This window comes from Pseudomonas sp. UBA6753 (genome assembly GCF_002453565.1).
GTDB classification, from domain to species: Bacteria; Pseudomonadota; Gammaproteobacteria; order Pseudomonadales; family Pseudomonadaceae; genus Aquipseudomonas; species Aquipseudomonas putida_Z.
Genome location: NZ_DKHD01000007.1, coordinates 33031 through 52068 on the forward strand (window position 1 = coordinate 33031; position 19038 = coordinate 52068).

General features: G+C 63.3%; 15 protein-coding genes. 5 read left to right on the top strand and 10 right to left on the bottom strand.

The window, feature by feature from the left end; all coding sequences use genetic code 11:
• Window positions 1–55: 55 nt before the first annotated feature.
• The 8 genes from B2790_RS04475 to ppsA all read right to left on the bottom strand — a co-directional run bounded on the left by B2790_RS04475 (window position 56) and on the right by ppsA (window position 8393).
• Entirely contained in the window at window positions 56–1093 is a 1038-nt protein-coding gene (locus B2790_RS04475; protein ID WP_004376136.1) for an OmpA family protein, read from the bottom strand.
• A gap of 111 nt (window positions 1094–1204) precedes the next feature.
• A complete protein-coding gene (gene sigX, locus B2790_RS04480) occupies window positions 1205–1771 on the bottom strand; it encodes an RNA polymerase sigma factor SigX (RefSeq protein ID WP_003248665.1) in 567 nt (188 codons plus the stop codon).
• Between the two features lie 112 nt (window positions 1772–1883).
• Window positions 1884–2708 (bottom strand): mechanosensitive ion channel family protein, encoded by an 825-nt coding sequence (locus B2790_RS04485; RefSeq protein ID WP_004376138.1) that lies wholly within the window; start codon window positions 2706–2708, stop codon window positions 1884–1886.
• Window positions 2709–2710: 2 nt separating this feature from the next.
• The gene (locus B2790_RS04490; protein WP_004376140.1) at window positions 2711–2983 is read right to left on the bottom strand and encodes a hypothetical protein; all 273 of its coding nucleotides are present in this window, start codon (window positions 2981–2983) and stop codon (window positions 2711–2713) included.
• A 205-nt stretch (window positions 2984–3188) separates the two neighbouring features.
• On the bottom strand, window positions 3189–4184 hold the full coding sequence (locus B2790_RS04495) for a zinc transporter ZntB (protein ID WP_063913854.1): 996 nt from the start codon (window positions 4182–4184) through the stop codon (window positions 3189–3191).
• Between the two features lie 27 nt (window positions 4185–4211).
• Complete coding sequence (gene rraA, locus B2790_RS04500) at window positions 4212–4703, bottom strand: ribonuclease E activity regulator RraA (protein ID WP_021785500.1); 492 nt, start codon at window positions 4701–4703, stop codon at window positions 4212–4214.
• A gap of 219 nt (window positions 4704–4922) precedes the next feature.
• The gene (locus tag B2790_RS04505; protein ID WP_274079801.1) at window positions 4923–5915 is read right to left on the bottom strand and encodes an alpha/beta fold hydrolase; all 993 of its coding nucleotides are present in this window, start codon (window positions 5913–5915) and stop codon (window positions 4923–4925) included.
• A 102-nt stretch (window positions 5916–6017) separates the two neighbouring features.
• The gene (ppsA, locus tag B2790_RS04510; protein WP_075044190.1) at window positions 6018–8393 is read right to left on the bottom strand and encodes a phosphoenolpyruvate synthase; all 2376 of its coding nucleotides are present in this window, start codon (window positions 8391–8393) and stop codon (window positions 6018–6020) included.
• 177 nt (window positions 8394–8570) lie between these two features.
• Between ppsA and ppsR the strand changes: the two genes are divergently transcribed.
• A complete protein-coding gene (gene ppsR / locus B2790_RS04515; protein ID WP_024086557.1) occupies window positions 8571–9389 on the top strand; it encodes a posphoenolpyruvate synthetase regulatory kinase/phosphorylase PpsR in 819 nt (272 codons plus the stop codon).
• 163 nt (window positions 9390–9552) lie between these two features.
• On the opposite strand, the gene B2790_RS04520 is transcribed toward ppsR, so the two are convergent.
• The gene (locus B2790_RS04520; RefSeq protein WP_286918342.1) at window positions 9553–14418 is read right to left on the bottom strand and encodes an NAD-glutamate dehydrogenase; all 4866 of its coding nucleotides are present in this window, start codon (window positions 14416–14418) and stop codon (window positions 9553–9555) included.
• A gap of 274 nt (window positions 14419–14692) precedes the next feature.
• Here B2790_RS04520 and B2790_RS04525 point away from each other — a divergent pair, with 274 nt between their 5' ends.
• Window positions 14693–15046: a hypothetical protein gene (locus B2790_RS04525; protein ID WP_013971664.1), complete on the top strand. Its 354-nt coding sequence runs from the start codon at window positions 14693–14695 to the stop codon at window positions 15044–15046.
• Between the two features lie 160 nt (window positions 15047–15206).
• Here the strand turns inward: B2790_RS04525 and B2790_RS04530 are convergent, their stop codons facing one another.
• Entirely contained in the window at window positions 15207–16112 is a 906-nt protein-coding gene (locus B2790_RS04530; protein ID WP_286918343.1) for a LysR family transcriptional regulator, read from the bottom strand.
• A gap of 124 nt (window positions 16113–16236) precedes the next feature.
• Between B2790_RS04530 and lysA the strand changes: the two genes are divergently transcribed.
• From lysA to B2790_RS04545, 3 genes are all read left to right on the top strand, one after another.
• Window positions 16237–17469 carry a diaminopimelate decarboxylase gene (gene lysA / locus B2790_RS04535; RefSeq protein ID WP_286918344.1) on the top strand — a complete coding sequence of 411 codons (1233 nt, stop codon included), beginning with the start codon at window positions 16237–16239 and terminating at the stop codon, window positions 17467–17469.
• Between the two features lie 244 nt (window positions 17470–17713).
• Window positions 17714–18157: an acetyltransferase gene (locus B2790_RS04540; RefSeq protein ID WP_039614895.1), complete on the top strand. Its 444-nt coding sequence runs from the start codon at window positions 17714–17716 to the stop codon at window positions 18155–18157.
• Between the two features lie 58 nt (window positions 18158–18215).
• Window positions 18216–18953 carry a GntR family transcriptional regulator gene (locus B2790_RS04545; protein ID WP_286918345.1) on the top strand — a complete coding sequence of 246 codons (738 nt, stop codon included), beginning with the start codon at window positions 18216–18218 and terminating at the stop codon, window positions 18951–18953.
• The last annotated feature ends 85 nt before the right edge of the window (window positions 18954–19038 follow it).

Here is a 19038-nt window from a genome sequence, read left to right on the forward strand (position 1 = left end):
CCCAGGCAAAGAAAAACCCGGCCGAGGCCGGGTTTTTCATGAAGCTTCAAACCAATTACTTGGCCTGGGCTTCTACCTGAGCTTCAACGCGACGGTTGACAGCACGGCCTTCTTCGGTGGCGTTGTCGGCAACCGGACGGGTTTCGCCGTAGCCAACCGAGTCAACACGGCTGGATTCCACGCCGTACTGCTGGGTCAGGACCTGCTTGACAGCGTTGGCACGACGCTCGGACAGCTTCTGGTTGTAAGCGTCTGGGCCGACGGAGTCAGTGTGACCTTCCACGGTGGTGGTGGTCTGTGGGTACTGCTTCATGAAGTCAGCCAGGTTCTTGATGTCGCCGTAGCTATTTGGCTTGACGACCGACTTGTCGAAGTCGAACTTGACGTCCAGCTCAACGCGAACGACTTCGGCAACAGCCGGGCAGCCATCAGCGTCAACGGTAACGTTGGCTGGGGTGTCTGGGCACTTGTCGACGTTGTCGCAAACGCCGTCGTTGTCGGAGTCGGAGCACACTTCGGCAACTGGAGCCGGAGCGACTTCAGCTTGCTTCGGGCTACCGCCGAAGTTCAGACCAACACCAACGGTCGGGCCCCACTCGGTGTTGCCGTTGTCGATGTTGTACATGGCTTCTACGCCAGCACGGGCGAAGAACATGTCGGTGATGTACCACTTGGCGCCAGCGCCAACGTTGGCGAAGGTGGAGTGGTCGCGGCCGCTACGAGTGGCCTGGCCCAGGCTCTCGTGAGCGAAACCGGCGGAAACGTACGGACGCAGAGCGTCGCCCACGGTACCGAAGTGGTAGGTAGCGTCGAGCTTGGCCTTGGAACCTTTGATGTCTTTGTTGAAGACTTCACCACGAGCGTTGTGGGTCTCGTTGTAGCCGAGGTCCAGGGAAACGTCGTCGGTCAGGAAGTAGCCCAGGCGAACACCAGGATTGGTGCCGTCGTTCTTGAAGTTACGTTCGCTGTCGTAGTACTGCTTGGTAACGTTGCCTTCGATTTCCACAGCGCCTTGGCCTTGAGCCAGAACGCCGAACGAAGTAGCAGCGACGAGCGAGCCAATGGCCAAGCCCAAGGTGTTTTTCAATTTCATCCGTTAAATCCCCATCTGGTGATAGTTAAGCAGTCCCACCACAAACAAGGGGGACAACTCGACGGCAAGTCTAGCAGAACTCGCCGGTTCGTTAGAGATATTTGCACGCCACTAAGTTTCATCGAGGCCGGCAAATTTCTCCCGAAGCTTGTCTAGCGCGCGCTTGTAGCGCATTTTTGTCGCGCTCAGGCCCATGTGCATGATGTCGGCAATTTCCTGAAATTCCAGCTCTGCGACAAAACGCAGCACCAGGATTTCCCGATCAATCGGGTTCACATGCACCAGCCACTTGTCCAGCCCGCCTTTTTCTTCCGGCTTCGGAGCCTTGTCTTCGGACGCCTCTTCAACAGGGTCCAGACTCAAGGCATCCATCAACCGACGTTTACGGCGCTCCTTGCGGTACTGGGTAATACATTCGTTGTAGGTGATGCTGTAGAGCCAGGTCTTGAACTTGGACTTACCCTCGAAGTTCTTCAGCCCGTACAGCACTTTCAACATGACTTCCTGACAGACATCGTCCGCGTCACGGTCGTTCCCCAGATAACGCGCACAGACGTTGAACAGGGTCCGTTGGTAGCGCCGCATGAGCTCTTCATAGGCGCGGGTAACGTGGTACAGCTCCTCATGCGAACGCGCCACCAACTCTTCGTCGGTGAGCTCGCGGGGGTCATAACGCATGGGCGGCGAATGAACTTTATTCAAAACGGATCTGGCCGACAGTCAGGTCAATGTCGCCGCGCGACCCCGTGGGTCGATTTTCGCGGCGGCATACATTAACAGCTTTGTGCGGTTAGCGGCTATTGACTCGCTGTTCAAGCAGCTCACGATTGGACAGCGATACCAGTTCGCCATCATCGGTCAGCAGCGTCGTCTTGACCGTACCGATCTCCTCGATATGCCCTTCGACCTCGCCAATCCGCACCTGCTGGCCTACCTGGTACAGCTCGCGCACGTAGATGCCGGCCAGGATCTGCCCGGCGATTTCGCGGCTGCCCAGGCCCATTGCCAACGCAACGGCCAGACCAACGGTAATCAGCCCGATCACGATCACATGGTTCAGCAGGTCGGTTTTCACCTCCAGCTGGCTGATGGCCACCGAGATGCTGATGATGATCACCAGGCCCTGGGTGATACGCCCCAGGCCTGCCGAGTATTCCAGGCCGATGCCTTCGGCTGCGCCGCGTACCAGGCCGTTTGCCACCTGGGCCAGCAGCACGCCAGCCAGCAGCACCAGGGCTGCGCCGAACACCTTCGGCAGGTACAGGGCAAGCATGTCGAGGGTTGCCGAGACCCGCTCCAGGCCCAGCGACTCGGCGGCCGAGACCAGGAAGATGAGCAACACGAACCAGTAGACGATCTTGCCGATCAGGGTGGAGATGGGTACCTGGATGCCGACCCGGCCGAGCATCTTGGTCAGGCCGGTGCCGGCCATCAGGCGGTCCAGGCCGAACTTGGCCAGCAGTTTGGACAGCAGCGTGTCGAGCAGCTTGGCCACCACGAAACCGAGCAGCACCACGACCAGCGCGCCGAACAGGTTGGGGATAAAGTTCGCTACCTTGGTCCAAAGGGCAGTCATGGCGGTGACCAGGCTCTGGGTCCAGAGATCGAGTTCCATATTCAATCGGCCTTATCTGCTTTGCTGCCGTTGGCAGCGTTGCGGGAAGAGTGTCGACGCACCGGCGCAACATGCGCCGCGCCATTGTTCACGGCGATTAGCAGCGCCTGGCTCCAGCGGCCAAGCAGGCTGAACAGATCGCCCGCGCCAACCTGGCGGTTGGCGGTTTTCAGCACGCGACCCAGGCAAGCGGCGTCGTCCCGGTCGTCCCGGTCATTGCCGGAGGGTGACGCCTTGAGCAGGTCGCGCAGGGATTCTTCAAACGGATCGTGCATGGGCACCTCGCGCAGTGTCAGTCAGAGACGAGATGGCCGGTCGATGGGTCACACATCGCATTGGGACGAGTGTTTCAAAATGAATGCGCGTCGGCTTCTTCGCGGGCACGCCCGCTCCCACAGGGACACCACAGCCTTCAGGTACTTTGGGATCCCTGTGGGAGCGGGCGTGCCCGCGAAGAGGCCAGAGCAGGTCAATGAGCATCTATACCCACCGCAACCGCCGGAACAGCCACCACTGCCCCACCGCCAGCCCCAGCACGACGATGCAGGCAAACAGGAAGCCATAGGGGTTTTCCGCCCCCGGGATGCCGCCGACATTGATGCCCAGCAGCCCGGTGATGAAGCTCATGGGCAGGAAGATGCAGGTGATGATGCCGAAGCGGTACATGGTGCGGTTCATGCGCTCGCTGCGCCGGCGATCCTGGCTTTCCAGCACCAGGGCGGCCCGCTCGCGGGTCAGTTCCAGCTCTTCGAGGTAGCGGATAAGGCTGTTGTTCAGCTCGTTCCAGTAATCGGCGTCGGCATCGACGAACCAGCTCCATTTGCTACGCGACAGCTGGGCGTAGATCTCTCGCTGCGGAGCCAGGAAACGCCGCAGACCGGCGGCACGCCGGCGAATCTGCTGCAGGCAGCCATTCTCTGGAGTGTACCGTTCGTCGGATTCGACCTTTTCTTCTTCCAGGTCGACCAGTTCGGACAAGTCGCTGACCAGGCCCTGGACCTTTTCGGTCAGCAGTTCGCCCATCAGCAGCAACAGCTCGGAAGCCGATTTCGGGCCCCTGCCCTCTTCGAGCTGCTGGAGAATCTCGTCACTGGCGCGCAACGGCCGCAGGCGCAGCGAGATAACCCGCTGCGCCTCGGCGAAGATGCGCACCGAGACCATGTCTTCGGGCTCTGCACCCGGGTTGAGGTTGACCCCACGCAGGAACAGCAACAACTGTTCATCGGCCATGGGCAGCAGGCGCGGCCGGGTATTTTCTTCCAGCAGCAGCTCGCAGGCGAATGCGCTCAGGCCGCTGTCGTGCAGCAGCCAGGTGCGGGTTTGCGGATGGCTGCGGTCCCAGTGCAGCCACAGGCTCTGCTCGGGTTGCAGCTGCAGGTCGTCCAGCTCGGTACGGGCAATCGAGCGCGCGCCGCCTTTGCCATCGAGCACCAGGGCGTGTACCAGCCCCCACTGCGCGTTGTCTTCCTCGAACATCAAAGCTCCATCAGCGCGGGCGGCGCATCACTCCGGCATTTTCAGCGGGCTTGGCGAGACCAGCACGCCATTGTTGTCGGCATACACGTACTCGCCCGGGCGGAAGGTCACCCCGGCGAAGGTCACTGCCACGTTGAGGTCGCCGATGCCGCGCTTGTCGGTCTTCATCGGGTGGCTGGCCAGGGCCTGCACGCCGACGTCGGTCTGGATCAGCACGTCGACGTCACGCACGCAGCCGTAGATCACCAGGCCTTCCCAGCCGTTCTTGGCAGCCTTCTCGGCGAGCATGTCGCCGAGCAGTGCACGGCGCAGCGAGCCACCACCATCGACGACCAGGACCTTGCCCTTGCCATCGAGCTCGACCTGCTCCTTGACCAGCGAGTTGTCTTCGAAGCACTTGATGGTGACGATCTGGCCGCCGAACGAATCGCGGCCGCCGAAATTGCTGAACATCGGTTCCAGCACCTGCACCAGGTCCGGGTAGGCATCACACAGGTCGGGCGTAACGTAATGCTGCATGGGAAGCTCCTGTCAGTCACAACGAAAGCGGGTATCGGCCAAGGCTACACCGTAGAGCCCATTGCAGTCATCCGGGACCAAGCAGTCAGTTGTGTTTTGCCTGTACCGGCCCTTTCGCGGGCACGCCCGCTCCCACAGGGACCACACAGGGGCTGAATGCTGTGAGGTCCCTGTGGGAGCGGGCGTGCCCGCGAAAGGGCCAGCACAGGCGCAACCCATTCAACCGACAGGCACAGGCTCCGCCACCACCGTGGACTCATGCACCGGCACCAGCGGATCCCGCAGCCAACGCTCCACCAACGGCCACACCTGCACCTGCGCGGCCTTGCTCACCAGCATGTCGACATGCCCGAAAGCCTCGAAGCCTTCCTCGGGGCCCAACCGCAGAAACTGCTTGCGCTCACCGCCCAATTGCTCGAACAGCTTGCGGCAGGCCCACACCGGGTCCTGGAAGTCCCCCGCACCAGCCACGGCCAGCAGCGGCACATCCACCTTGGCCAGCCCCGCCCACCAGTCGCTCTGTTTGTCGCCAAAGCGCCCGAACAGGCCATGCCAGCGCATGCTTTCCAGGGCCAGGCCGATCGGCTCATCCTCCGGCCCACGCTTGAAACGCGGCCCGGAAATCTGCCCCCAGCGCTTGAGCAGCAGCTTCGCCCCCCAGGCCAGCGGCGGCACCTTCAACGGCCAGTACACGCGGCTGATCTGGGTACCGAACAGCGCCACGCTGGCCACCTGCTCGGCAGGCAGAAAACCACCGCCCAGCGCTGCCGCCAGGGTCGTACCACCCAGGGAATGGCCGACCCAGTGCGGCGCCTGGCCCGATTGCTCGCGCACGAACGCGGCAATCAGCGGCAGGTCATCGCGGGCATAGGCGGCGACGCTGTTGTGCTTCCAGTCATGGTTGCGCGGCGACAGGCCGTGGCCGCGCATTTCCGGGATCCACACATCGAAGCCGGCGCGGGCGAGATAGGCCCCCAGGCCAACCCCTTTGGGCGAGTACCAGAAGCGGCGGTTGGAGAAGCTGCCGTGCAGGAGAATCACCGGCACGCCCTGGGCCTGGCCCTGATCGGCCAGCCCCAGGCGGGTGACAGCCAGCTCGACGCTGGGGTCAGGGCTGTTGCCGGCCTTGATCCGGTACACGTCTTCGCTGAGGTCGCCGCGGCGTTCGGCACTGAGCAGGGCCACGGGGAATAGAGTGCTGCTGCTTTGCATAAGGTTGCTTGGTGCACAAAAAAGGGCGGGATCCATTGCTGGAGCTCGCCCTGGAAAAAACCAGGCGGGGGTACGCCAGACGTACCCCCGCGTTTTACTGCATCAGACCGCGCCCTGCCCTTCGGCCAGGTAGAACCAGGTTTCGAGTACCGAGTCCGGGTTCAGCGACACGCTGTCGATGCCCTGTTCCATCAGCCACTTGGCCAGGTCCGGGTGGTCCGACGGGCCCTGGCCGCAGATGCCGATGTACTTGCCAGCCTTGTTGCACGCGGCAATGGCGTTGGCCAGCAGCTTCTTCACCGCAGGGTTACGCTCGTCGAACAGGTGGGCGATGATGCCCGAGTCACGGTCCAGGCCCAGGGTCAGCTGGGTCAGGTCGTTCGAGCCGATCGAGAAGCCGTCGAAGTATTCCAGGAACTCTTCGGCGAGGATGGCGTTGGACGGCAGTTCGCACATCATGATCACGCGCAGGCCGTTTTCGCCGCGGGCCAGGCCGTTTTCGGCAAGCAGGTCGACGACCTGGCTGGCTTCACCCAGGGTGCGTACGAACGGCACCATGATCTCGACGTTGGTCAGGCCCATCTCGTTGCGCACGCGCTTGAGCGCACGGCACTCGAGCTCGAAGCAGTCACGGAACGATTCGCTGATGTAGCGCGAAGCGCCACGGAAGCCCAGCATCGGGTTTTCTTCTTCCGGCTCGTACAGCTTGCCGCCGATCAGGTTGGCGTACTCGTTGGACTTGAAGTCCGACAGGCGCACGATGACCTTTTTCGGGTAGAAGGCCGCAGCCAGGGTGCTGATGCCTTCGACCAGCTTCTCGACATAGAAGCCGACCGGGTCGTTGTAGCCGGCGATACGCTTGTCGACGCTGTCCTTCAGGTCGGCCGGCAGGCCTGCGTAGTTCAGCAGTGCCTTGGGGTGCACGCCGATCATGCGGTTGATGATGAACTCCAGGCGCGCCAGGCCGACACCGGCGTTGGGCAGCTGGGCGAAATCGAACGCACGGTCCGGGTTGCCGACGTTCATCATGATCTTGAACGGCAGGTCAGGCATGGCGTCGACCGAGTTCTGCTTGACGTCGAAGCCCAGCTCGCCCTCGAAGATGAAGCCGGTATCGCCTTCGGCACAGGATACGGTCACGCCCTGGCCGTCTTTCAGCACCTGGGTGGCGTTGCCGCAACCGACCACGGCCGGAATGCCCAGCTCACGGGCGATGATCGCCGCGTGACAGGTACGCCCGCCACGGTTGGTGACGATGGCGCTGGCGCGCTTCATCACCGGTTCCCAGTCCGGGTCGGTCATGTCGGAGACGAGCACGTCGCCCGGCTGGACCTTGTCCATTTCCGATACGTCGTTGATCACGCGGACCTTGCCGGCGCCGATGCGCTGGCCAATGGCGCGGCCTTCGACCAGTACGGTGCCCTTCTCTTTCAGCAGGTAGCGTTCCATGACGTTGGCGCTGGAGCGGCTCTTCACCGTCTCGGGGCGCGCCTGGACGATGTACAGCTTGCCGTCGTCACCGTCCTTGGCCCATTCGATGTCCATCGGGCGCTGGTAGTGCTTCTCGATGATCATGGCCTGCTTGGCCAGCTCGCTGACCTCGGCATCGGTCAGGCAGAAGCGCGCGCGCTCGGCGCGGTCCACTTCGACGGTCTTGACCGAGCGGCCGGCCTTGGCTTCTTCGCCGTAGACCATCTTGATCGCCTTGCTGCCCAGGTTACGGCGCAGGATGGCCGGGCGGCCGGCCTCCAGGGTTTGTTTGTGCACGTAGAATTCGTCAGGGTTGACCGCACCCTGCACCACGGTTTCGCCCAGGCCGTAGGCGCCGGTGATGAACACCACGTCGCGGAAGCCCGACTCGGTGTCGAGGGTGAACATGACGCCGGCAGTGCCGGTTTCGGAGCGGACCATGCGCTGCACGCCGGCGGACAGGGCTACCAGCTTGTGGTCGAAGCCCTGGTGCACGCGGTAGGCGATGGCACGGTCGTTGAACAGCGAGGCGAACACTTCCTTGGCCGCGCGGATCACGTTGTCGACGCCGCGGATGTTGAGGAAGGTTTCCTGCTGACCGGCGAACGAGGCGTCCGGCAGGTCTTCGGCGGTGGCCGAGGAGCGCACGGCAACTGCCATGTTGTCGTTGCCGGCAGCCATTTCGGCGAAGGCCGTACGGATTTCCGAATCCAGGCGGGCCGGGAAGTCGGCTTCCATGACCCACTGGCGAATCTGCGCGCCGGTCTTGGTCAGGGCGTTGATGTCATCCACGTCGAGTGCGTCGAGCGCGGCGTGGATACGGTCGTTGAGACCACTCTGTTCGAGAAAATCGCGGTACGCCTGCGCCGTAGTGGCAAAGCCGCCCGGCACCGATACACCAGCACCTGCGAGGTTGCTGATCATCTCGCCCAGGGATGCGTTCTTGCCCCCCACATGCTCCACATCATGGACGCCGAGCTTATCGAGGGAAACTACGTACTCTACCAAGGTGATCTCTCCACTAACTGTATTGGAAAAGCTCAAGGGCGCCCGCCTGCCTTCGTTGACTTGGCCGGACGCTTGTGGCCTGTACCTGGAAAATAAGTGAGAATGCCGACAGCCGCATTCGGCAAACCGAACTTATCATATCCAAGAAACGTCATCAGCTTAAGGCCCAGATCGCAAATGAAACGAACCGCGTTCTTCATCTCCGACGGCACCGGCATCACTGCCGAAACCCTGGGCCAGAGTCTGCTCGCTCAATTCGAGAGCATTCCGTTCAATAAATTCACCCGTCCCTACATCGATTCGCCGGAAAAGGCGCGGACCATGGTCCAGCAGATCAACGCCGCAGCCGAGCGCGATGGTGTACGCCCGATCATCTTCGACACCATCGTCAATCAGGACATCCGTGAGATCCTGGCTACCTCGAATGGCTTCATGATCGACATCTTTTCTTCGTTTTTGTCCCCGCTTGAACAAGAATTGACTGCCCATTCGTCGTATTCCGTCGGCAAGTCGCACTCGATCGGCGGCAATTCCAACTACATGGAACGCATCGAGGCGGTGAATTTCGCCCTGGACAACGACGATGGCGCGCGCACCCACTACTACGACAAGGCCGACCTGATCCTGGTAGGCGTATCGCGCTGCGGCAAGACACCCACCTGCCTGTACATGGCCATGCAGTTCGGCATCCGCGCCGCCAACTACCCGCTGACCGAGGACGACATGGAGCGCCTGCAGCTGCCGGCGGTGCTGAAAAAGCACCACAACAAGCTATTCGGCCTGACCATCGACCCCGACCGCCTCACCGCCATCCGCCACGAGCGCAAGCCCAACAGCCGCTATTCCAGCTTTGCCCAGTGCGAGTTCGAAGTGCGCGAGGTGGAAAACCTGTTCCGCCGGGAGAACATTCCCAACATCAATTCCACGCATTTTTCCGTGGAAGAGATTTCGGCGAAGATTCTGGTGGAGAAAGGGGTGGAGCGCAGGTTCAAGTAAGCCTGTACCGGCCTCTTCGCGGGCGCGCCCGCTCCCACAGGTATCGCACAAGACTCAAGGTTGGTGGGGATCTGTGGGAGCGGGCATGCCCGCGAAGAGGCCAGCACAGGCATACAAAAAAGCCCCGGCATCACTGCCGGGGCTTTTCATTTCAGCTCATGGCTCAGGACGGCACCACCGCCGCCTGCCCGCTCATGGCCAGGTCGACCAGCTCGCGGTTGGCCACCGCGTACATCGCATAGTCGGTACCGGTGGCATTGCGCAGGTCATCCAGCATGGCGCGCCAGCGCTCCACCATCACCCGGTGCTGCTCGGCCCACAGCGCCACGCGGGCGTCCATGTCTTCCGGTGCATCGGCCATCTGCAGTACCGAGATGGTGATCGCCCGCTGCTGCAGGTCGATGTCATCGCGGAATGCCTCGCGAGCCAGCGCCTGCCAGTTGTTCTCCACCGGCAGGTTGCTGATTTCCTGCAGGTACCAGGTCAGGTCCAGTGCGCTGCCCACGGCGAAGAACGCCTTGGCCACCTGCGCCGGGTCATGGCCGGTAACATCCGAAGCCTCGATGATCGGCAACAGGGTGTACAGGTGGGTAGTGCCAGCCACCATGCGCGCCAGCAACTCCGGCACACCAGCCTCGACGAAGCCCTGGTAGCGCACCATCCAGCGCTCGCGGGTCGGGCCTTCGAGCAACTCGTCGAGCTTGAGCCCCAGTTGCGCGATCTTCGGCCCGAAATGCGCGGTGTCGCGCCCGGCGTCCTGCTCGTTGCGGCGGCTGCGCAGGAACCAGCGGGTGGCACGGCGGCCCAGGCGCATCAGCTCGTCCATCAGGGTCAGCTGGATTTCCGCCGGCACCTGGTAGTCCAGTGCCTCGATCTGGCGGAACCAGTGCGGCAGATGGAAGATGTCGCGCACGATCACATAGGCCCCGGCCACGTTGGCCGGGCTCATGCCGGTCGACTCCTTCAGGCGCTGGACGAAGGTGATGCCCATGTTGTTGACCAGGTCGTTGGCGATCTGGGTGCTGACGATTTCGCGCTTCAGGCGGTGGCGGCGCATGGACTCGGCGAATTTGCTGACCAGCGACGGCGGGAAGGCGGTTTCCATGTCGCGGGTCAGGTAGTCGTCGTCCGGCACCAGCGACTTGAGCAGCTGTTCCTTGAGGTCGATCTTACTGTACGAGATCAGCACCGACAGCTCGGCGCGGGTCAGGCCCTGGCCGGCGGCCAGGCGCTCGGCCAACTGCTCTTCGGACGGCAGGAACTCGATGGCGCGGTCCAGCTTGCCTCGGGCCTCCAGGTCGGCCATCAGGCGCTTGTACTCGGCAATCCGCTCGCGGGCGCGGCGGGCCGCCAGCGACAACGCCTGGGTCTGCTTGTAGTTGTTGCCCAGCACCAGGCCGGCCACTTCGTCGGTCATGCTGCCCAGCAGCTGGTTGCGCTGCTTCTCGGTCATGTCGCCACCCTGCACCACTTCGTTGAGCAGGATCTTGATGTTGACCTCGTGGTCGGAGCAGTCCACGCCGCCGGCGTTGTCGATGAAGTCGGTGTTGGTGGCGCCGCCATGCAGGCCGAACTCGACCCGGCCAAGCTGGGTCATGCCCAGGTTGCCGCCCTCGCCCACCACCTTGCAGCGCAGTTCGTTGCCATTGACCCGCAGCGCGTCGTTGGCCTTGTCACCGACGTCGGCGTGGCTCTCGGTGCTGGCCTTGACGTAGGTACCGATGCCACCGTTCCACAGCAGGTCTACCGGTGCCTTGAGTAGCGCATTGAGCAGCTCGGTCGGGGTCAGGCGGTCGGCTTCGATGGCGAAGCGCTCTTTCATCTGCGGGCTGATGGCGATGCTCTTGGCACTGCGCGGGAAGATCCCGCCGCCTTCGGACATGATGCTGGTGTCGTAGTCGCTCCAGGCCGAGCGCGGCAGGTCGAACAGGCGCTTGCGTTCGGCAAAGCTTGCGGCTGGCTCCGGGTTCGGGTCGATGAAGATGTGCAGGTGGTTGAACGCCGCCACCAGTTGCAGCTTGTCGGACATCAGCAGGCCGTTGCCGAACACGTCGCCGGCCATGTCGCCGACGCCAATGACGGTGATCGGGTCTTCCTGCACATTGATGCCGCGCTCGCGGAAGTGGCGCTGCACGCCCACCCAGGCACCGCGCGCGGTAATACCCATCTTCTTGTGGTCGTAACCGGCCGAGCCGCCCGAGGCGAAGGCGTCGCCCAACCAGAAGCCGTAGTCGATGGCGATGCCGTTGGCGATGTCCGAGAAGGTCGCGGTGCCCTTGTCGGCCGCCACCACCAGGTACGGGTCGTCATCGTCATGGCGCACCACGTTGGCCGGCGGTACCACGCCACCGTCCTTGAGGTTGTCGGTGATGTCGAGCAGGCCGGAAATGAAGATGCGGTAGCACGCCACGCCTTCGGCGGCGATCTCGTCACGGCTGCCGCCCAGCGGCAGGCGGCGCGGCAGGAAGCCGCCCTTGGCACCGACCGGCACGATGACCGAGTTCTTTACCTGCTGGGCTTTCACCAGGCCCAGCACCTCGGTGCGGAAGTCTTCCTCGCGGTCGGACCAGCGCAGGCCGCCGCGGGCGACGTTGCCAAAGCGCAGGTGCACGCCTTCGACCCGTGGCGAGTAGACGAAGATCTCGAACTTGGGCACTGGTTTAGGCAGTTCGGGGATCAGCTTGGGGTTGAACTTGAAGCTGAAGTACGACTTGTTGTGGCCGTTGGCGTCCGGCTGGTAGAAGTTGGTGCGCAGGGTGGCCTTGATCAGGTCCAGGTAGCGACGCAGGATGCGGTCTTCGTTGAGCACCTGCACGTCGTCCAGCGCGGTCAGGATGGCTTGTTCCAGGCGCAGTTGCTTGTCATCCAGGTCTTCCTGGGTGAGCTTGCGCGCCAGGTAGAAGCGGGTCTTGAACAACCGGGTCAGCTCGCGGGCGATCTCGGTGTGGTTGTTCAGGGTGCTGGCGATGTAGCCCAGGTCGAAGCCCAGGCGAATCTGCTTCAGGTAACGGGCGTAGGCGCGCAGCAGCGCCACGTCGCGCCATGGCAGGCCGGCGGTCAGCACCAGGCGGTTGAAGGCGTCGTTCTCGGCATCGCCGCGGACGATGTGGATGAAGGCATCCTGCAGGGTGTCGTTGAGCTGCTGGATGTCCAGGCTCAGGCCTTCGCTGTAGGTGAAGGCGAAGTCGTGGATCCAGTAGCCGCGGCCACTGGCATGGCGCAGGCGATACGGGAACTCGCCGAGCACGCGCAGGCCAAGGTTCTCCAGGATCGGCAGCACGTCGGACAGCGCCAGCGGCGTGTCGGCGTGGTACAGCTTGCAGTGCAGGGTGCGTTCCCCGACCTGGGTCAATGGCTGGTAGAAGCTCATCGCCAGCGGCTTGCTTTCCGACAGGTTCAGCACGTGCTGCAGGTCGACCACTGCCGAGTGCGCGGCGAAGCGCTCGCGGTAGCCAGCCGGGAAACCTTTGGGGAAGTCGGCGAGGATGTTGGTGCCCTGGGCTTCGCCGAAGTTCTCGATCACCAGTGCCGAGTAGTCGTCATGCCACGAACGGCAGGCCTGGATCACTTCGCGTTCCAGCTGCTGCGGGTCGATGTCGATGCGGTTTTTCGGGTCTACCCGCAGAATCAGCTGAACCCGTGCCAGCACCGATTCGGAGAAGAAGGTCCAGAACTCGCAGTCGCTGGCCTTCAGGCGCTCCATCAGCACCTGCTGGATCTTCTGCCGCACTTCGGTGGAGTAGATTTCCCGCGGTACATAGGCCAGGCAGTAGCAGAAGCGGCCGTACGGGTCCTTGCGCAGGAACACGCGGATCTTGTTGCGTTCCTGGATCTGCACGATCGACATGACGGTGCTGAACAGCTCGTCGACCGGGGTCTGGAACAGGTCGTCGCGCGGCAGCACTTCCAGCACCTGGGCCAGTTCCTTGCCCAGGTGGGCCTTGGGATCGAAGCCCGAGCGGCGCTCGACTTCGGTGACCTTCTGCCGGATATAAGGGATGGCATGCACGCTTTCACCGTACACCGACGAGGTGTACAGGCCCATGAAGCGGTGCTCCTTGATCACCTTGCCGTCGGCGTCCAGCTGGCGGATCGACACGTAGTCCGGGTAGGCCGGGCGGTGTACGCGGCTTGGCAGCGCGGCCTTGGCGAACGACAGCAGCAACGGTTCGTTGAGGTAGGCCACGGCGTAGTCTTCGATGCGCAGCTCGTCGCTCGTCAGGCCCACGCGCAGGCGGCGCGGCAGGCCGAGGAACGACTGCTCGTCGTAGACCATCTGGCCGCCATCGGCGTCGCCCTTGACGGTGAATTCTTCATAGCCCAGGAAGGTGAAATGGTTGTCCAGCAGCCACTCGAGGAACGCCTTGACCTCGCCCTTTTCGTGCTGCGCCGGGCCAAAGGCGGTCTGCTCCACCTCCGCCACCACTTCACGCAGCTTGGCCTTCATCGGTTCGAAGTCGGCAACCACCACCCGCACCTCGGCCAGCACCTGCTCGATCTCGCGGGCCAGTACCGTCAGCTCGGCGGCGTTGGCGCAACGGTCGATCTCCAGGTACATCAGCGACTCATGGCGTACGCCCTCGCCCTGGGTGCCCTTGGGCAGCAGTTCAAGCAGCTCGCCCTTGGCGCCGCGGCGCACGCTTAGCACGGTGGTCTGCAGGGTGTGGATGCTGTAGCCGCGGCGGTTGAGCTCGGTGCGTACCGAGTCGACCAGGAACGGCAGGTCGTGGTGCAGCACTTCGACCACGCTGTGGGTCGATTGCCAGCCATTGCGTTCGTAATCGGGGTTGTACACACGTACTTGCGGGTATTCGGGGTCGAAACGCTCGATGATGCGCCAGGCTGACAGGGTGCAGCCGGCCAGGTCGGAAAGCCTGCGTTGGGTGAGTTCGTCCAGAGAGATGATGCCGAAGAACTGCTCGGCGAACAGCGCGACTTGTGGCAGGGACTGTTCGCTGATGTGCTGCGCCAGGGCCGCTTGCAGTTGATGCTGGAAGTCGGCTTTGCTGGCTGCGGTGAAGAACGCCATCTGTGGTACTCCGCTTGGGCTTTGTAATAATTGAAGCGTCGCTGCGTGCGCCGTGTACGGATCAACGATAGCCAACCCGTGGCAAGGCGGACGGTAAAACCAGGCGTTGAACGTGCGCAGGCACGCCCAGGGCTCGCCGAAGCTTAACGACTGATCGGTCATCAAGGCTTGCAGCGCTGCGACAATTTCGGTCAAGGGGGGGTAACTTTACGTTTATGCCTGTCGGCAAGACTGTCAGAATTCCCTTCCGTTTCCTTTGATCCGAGCCTTGTCCATGCAAATCAATACTGCCCTGCTGTTCGCCACCCCTTGCGATGACGAGGAAGACAACATGGCGACCCTGTGCTGTCACAGCGACAAGGGTCAGATGTTCCTGCTGACCCGCTACCCGGACGAAGACACCGTCGACCTGACCCTGGATGACGAGCCGTCGACGCTGGATGGCCTGAAAGTGACCCTGAGCGCCAAGCGCCTGCTGATCGAAGTGGCGGCCGGCGACCGGGATGCGCTGAAGGGGGATGAGGTGCTGGAGATCAACCTGACCAGCGAGTTGAGTGACATGGATGAAGTGAAGGAAACCCTGGAGAACATCCTGGCCGGGACCGGCACCTTCGTTTGCGAGCTGTGACGAACTGAATACCGGCGCTGCCCCTGTGGGAGCGGGCATGCCCGCGAACACCGGCACAGCCGGTGCCATCCATCGCGTCGCCTGCTTCGCGGGCTTGCCCGCTCCCACAGTGATCGCGCCAATTTTTTAGGTTTTGTGCAAGGCAGTTCCCCCACAACGATCATGCCAGCGCCTGCTGCATCTCCAGAGCCTGCACCCGCAACGCCTGGCAAAACGGCTCCACCGCCGCCGACGCCGGCCGGTGGTCCGGCCTGATCAGCATCACCTGGTACGGCACCGACACCCGCAACCGCCGGATCGGCAACCCGCCCTGCGCCGCCTCCAGCCCGCTCAGCGGGTTGATGATCGCCACCCCGAGGCCCTGCCTGACCATGGCGCACACCGAGGCAGCACTGGTGGTCTCGATGACCGTACGGCGGTTCACCCCTGCCGCGCGAAAGTGCTGGTCCAGGCGCTGCCGGTAGGTGTCCAGGCTGGCCAGGTTGATGAAGTCGACCTCGTGGAAATCGCTCAGCTCCAGCTCGGCCCTGGCCTGCAACGGGTGCCCGTCGGGCAGCACGCACACCATGTTGGCGCTGAACAGCAATTCGCCGTAGGCGCCACGCGGTATCTGTTCTACCTCGGTCAGGCCCAGGTCATGCTGCTGGGCAACCAGCGACTCCTCCAGCAACGGCGATTCCTGCGCCAGGATACTCACGCTCACGCCCCGGTGCTGCTGGTGAAAGCGCTGGCAAGCCTTGGGCAGCAAGGTCTGGGAAAACAGCGGCAGGCAGGTAATGGCCAGCCGGCCCTGCTCGAAATTGCGGATGGCCTGGGCAAAGCGGTCGATGCGCTCCAGCCCTACGTAGGCCCGTTCAACCTCCTCGATCAACAGCAGCGCCTGGGCCGTCGCCACCAGGCGGCCACCTTCGCGCTCGAACAGGTTCAGCCCGGTTACCTGCTCCAGCCGCGCCAGCTCACGGCTGACGGTGGGCTGCGAGGTAAACAGCAGGCGCGCAGCACCGGTGACGCTGCCAGCGGCCATGATGGCGCGGAACACTTCGATATGGCGGACGGACAGTTTCACGGGCAACACCTGGCAAGTCGGCAATGGTCATATCAGATATGAATGGCTGACAGAAAAATAGCTATTTTTCTGAATTCCTGCTTTGGCTCATCCTCGTGGCCTTCCTTATATGAGTAGCGCCGCCATGACTGCACCCTTCACTCTTCTGGCCGAGGCTGTCCGCCAGCACGGCTCGCCGCTGTGGGCCTACGACGCCGGCACCATCGCCGAGCGTGTCGAACAGCTGAAGGTGTTCGACACCGTGCGCTTCGCCCAGAAGGCCAACCCCAACCTGCATGTGCTGCGCCTGATGCGAGCCCACGGCCTGGTGCTGGACGCAGTGTCGCTGGGCGAAATGGAACGGGCGTTTGCCGCGGGCGCCATCGTGGGTGGCGACCCTGCCGGCGTGGTGCTGACCTGCGACGCGCTGGACCGGCCGACCCTGGAGCGGGTGGTGGCCTCGAAGATCGAAGTCAACGCCGGTTCCATCGACATGCTGCGCCAACTGGGTGAACGCTCACCCGGCCACCGCGTGTGGATCCGCATCAACCCCGGCTTTGGCCATGGCCACAGCCGCAAGACCAACACCGGCGGCGAAAACAGCAAGCACGGCATCTGGCACGAAGAGCTGGGCGAAGCGCTGGCCTGCGTGAAAACCCATGGCCTGCACCTGGTAGGGGTGCACATGCACATCGGCTCGGGGGTGGATTACCTGCATCTGGAGCAAGTGGCGCGCTCGATGATCGAGCTGATCGGCCGCCTGGGCGTGGACATCGAGGCGTTTTCCATTGGCGGCGGCCTTTCCACCCCGTACCGCAGCAGCGACACACCGGTCGACCTGCAACGCTACGCCCGGACCTGGGCCGTGGCCCGCAAGGAAATAGAAGCGATGCTGGGCCACCCCGTGCGCATGGAGATCGAGCCAGGGCGCTTCCTGGTGGCAGAATCGGGCTACCTGGTGGCCGAGGTACGCGCCGTGAAGCAGGCGGGCCGCAACACCTTCGTCATGATCGACGCCGGTTTCAACGACCTGATGCGCCCGGCGATGTACGGGGCCTACCACCGCATGACCCTGCTCGACGCCGACGGCCAGCCGGTTGACCGCCCACGGCAGCCGACCGTGGTGGCCGGGCCGCTGTGCGAGTCGGGAGATGTGTTTACCCAGGATGACCAGGAACTGACCCCGCACGACCTGCCCCAGGCGCAGGTGGGTGATCTGCTGGTGATCCACGACGCCGGGGCCTATGGCGCGTCGATGTCGTCGAACTACAACAGCCGGCCGTTGCTGCCGGAGTTCCTGATCGAGGATGGAGCGCTACGGATGATTCGCCGCAGGCAGACGGTGCAGGACCTGCTGGGCCTGGAGGCAGGCTTCTAACTATCGACGTGGATTGCAGTCGAGCCCATCGATGGCACGGGCTTCGCCCATGTTCGCGGGTAAACCCGCTCCCACAGGTACGGCGCCGGGCTCGAGGGCAGTGCCGTACTTGTGGGAGCGGGTTTACCCGCGAAAGGGCCGGCCCGGGCAACACATCAGCTGATGCCCTGCCCCACCGTCCATTGCCCCGCCCCACACAATCCGGGTACCCTTTTTTCCTCCCGGTCTCCCCAGGCATGACTGCATGATCATTCGCCAAAGCATCGCTGCAGACCACCCGCAACTGCTCGATATCTGGCTGCGCGCCGTGCGCGCCACGCACCACTTTCTGCAAGCGTCCGACATCGACGCGCTGCTGCCGCAATTGCGCGACGTCTACCTCCTGGCCGTCGAGCTCTGGGTCGCGGTTGACACCGAAGACCGCCCGCTGGGCTTCATCGGCTTCAATGGCAACCACGTGGAAATGCTCTTCGTCGCCCCCGAGCGCCATGGCCAGGGCATAGGCCGCGCGCTGCTGGATTTCGGCCGCCAGAAGCACAACGTTATGAGCGTCGATGTCAACGAGCAGAACCCGCAGGCGGTGGGGTTCTACCGGCACTATGGTTTCATCCAGACCGGCCGTTCACCGCTGGATGGCGAAGGCCGGCCGTTCCCCTTGCTGCATATGAGCCTGCCCGCACAGGCTTGATTTCCGGGGCCGCATTGCGCCCCGCCGCTGTTACAAATTCGCGAGACAGACCAAAGGTATGAACCCGACGCGCTATAGCACCGTGGCCAAGGACTTGATGGAAGGCATCGCCAGTGGCCGCTACCCGGTGGGTAGCCTGCTGCCGACCGAGTTCGAGCTGTGCGACCTGTACGATGTGAGCCGACACACGGTGCGCGCGGCGATCAACCAGTTGCTCAACCAAGGGCTGGTATCGCGGCGCAAGCGCGTGGGCACCCGGGTGGAGGCCAGCAGCCCGCGCGGTGGCTACTCGCAGTCACTGGCCAGCGTGGCGGACCTGGCGCACCTGGCGGAAACCCAGCAACGGGAAATCCAGGACGTGCGCCACTTCGTCGCCGACCTGAGCGAGGCGGCGCGGCTGGGGCTGGTACCGGGCGAGCACTACTTCTGCGTGTCGAGCATCCGTGTCGACCGCGTGCACAACGCGGCGCCGCTGTGCTGGACCGATGTGTACGCGCAGCGCGACTATGCCGAGGTCATCGAGTTGGCCCGCGAGCACCCCGACCAACTGATTGCGGGGCTGATCGAGCAGCACTATGGCCGGGCGATCGCGGTGGTCGACCAGCAGGTGCGGGCAGTATTGCTGACTGCGGAAATGGCCCGGGTGCTGAAGGCCGAGGCAAGCGCGCCGGGGCTGAAGATCATTCGCCATTACCGCGAGGAAAACGGCGACCTGATGGCGGTGTCCGAGACGGTGCACCCGGATGATCGCTTTACCCTGATTACCCAGATGCGCCGGGATCGGTCGCCGTCCTGATCGGGCCATCGGGGCCGCTATGCGGCCCATCGCCGGCAAGCCAGCTCCCACAGAGATAGCGCCTGGCTTGAGGACAATGCGATCG

Bases quoted from the DNA above. Each gene is read 5' to 3' on its own strand.
- B2790_RS04505 (WP_274079801.1), bottom strand. From the start codon at position 5,915: ATGCAAAGCAGCAGCACTCTATTCCCCGTGGCCCTGCTCAGTGCCGAA.
- B2790_RS04545 (WP_286918345.1), top strand. From the start codon at position 18,216: ATGAACCCGACGCGCTATAGCACCGTGGCCAAGGACTTGATGGAAGGC.
- ppsR (WP_024086557.1), top strand. From the start codon at position 8,571: ATGAAACGAACCGCGTTCTTCATCTCCGACGGCACCGGCATCACTGCC.
- B2790_RS04490 (WP_004376140.1), bottom strand. From the start codon at position 2,983: ATGCACGATCCGTTTGAAGAATCCCTGCGCGACCTGCTCAAGGCGTCA.
- B2790_RS04475 (WP_004376136.1), bottom strand. From the start codon at position 1,093: ATGAAATTGAAAAACACCTTGGGCTTGGCCATTGGCTCGCTCGTCGCT.
- B2790_RS04495 (WP_063913854.1), bottom strand. From the start codon at position 4,184: ATGTTCGAGGAAGACAACGCGCAGTGGGGGCTGGTACACGCCCTGGTG.
- B2790_RS04525 (WP_013971664.1), top strand. From the start codon at position 14,693: ATGCAAATCAATACTGCCCTGCTGTTCGCCACCCCTTGCGATGACGAG.
- rraA (WP_021785500.1), bottom strand. From the start codon at position 4,703: ATGCAGCATTACGTTACGCCCGACCTGTGTGATGCCTACCCGGACCTG.
- B2790_RS04540 (WP_039614895.1), top strand. From the start codon at position 17,714: ATGATCATTCGCCAAAGCATCGCTGCAGACCACCCGCAACTGCTCGAT.
- sigX (WP_003248665.1), bottom strand. From the start codon at position 1,771: ATGCGTTATGACCCCCGCGAGCTCACCGACGAAGAGTTGGTGGCGCGT.
- B2790_RS04485 (WP_004376138.1), bottom strand. From the start codon at position 2,708: ATGGAACTCGATCTCTGGACCCAGAGCCTGGTCACCGCCATGACTGCC.
- lysA (WP_286918344.1), top strand. From the start codon at position 16,237: ATGACTGCACCCTTCACTCTTCTGGCCGAGGCTGTCCGCCAGCACGGC.
- B2790_RS04520 (WP_286918342.1), bottom strand. From the start codon at position 14,418: ATGGCGTTCTTCACCGCAGCCAGCAAAGCCGACTTCCAGCATCAACTG.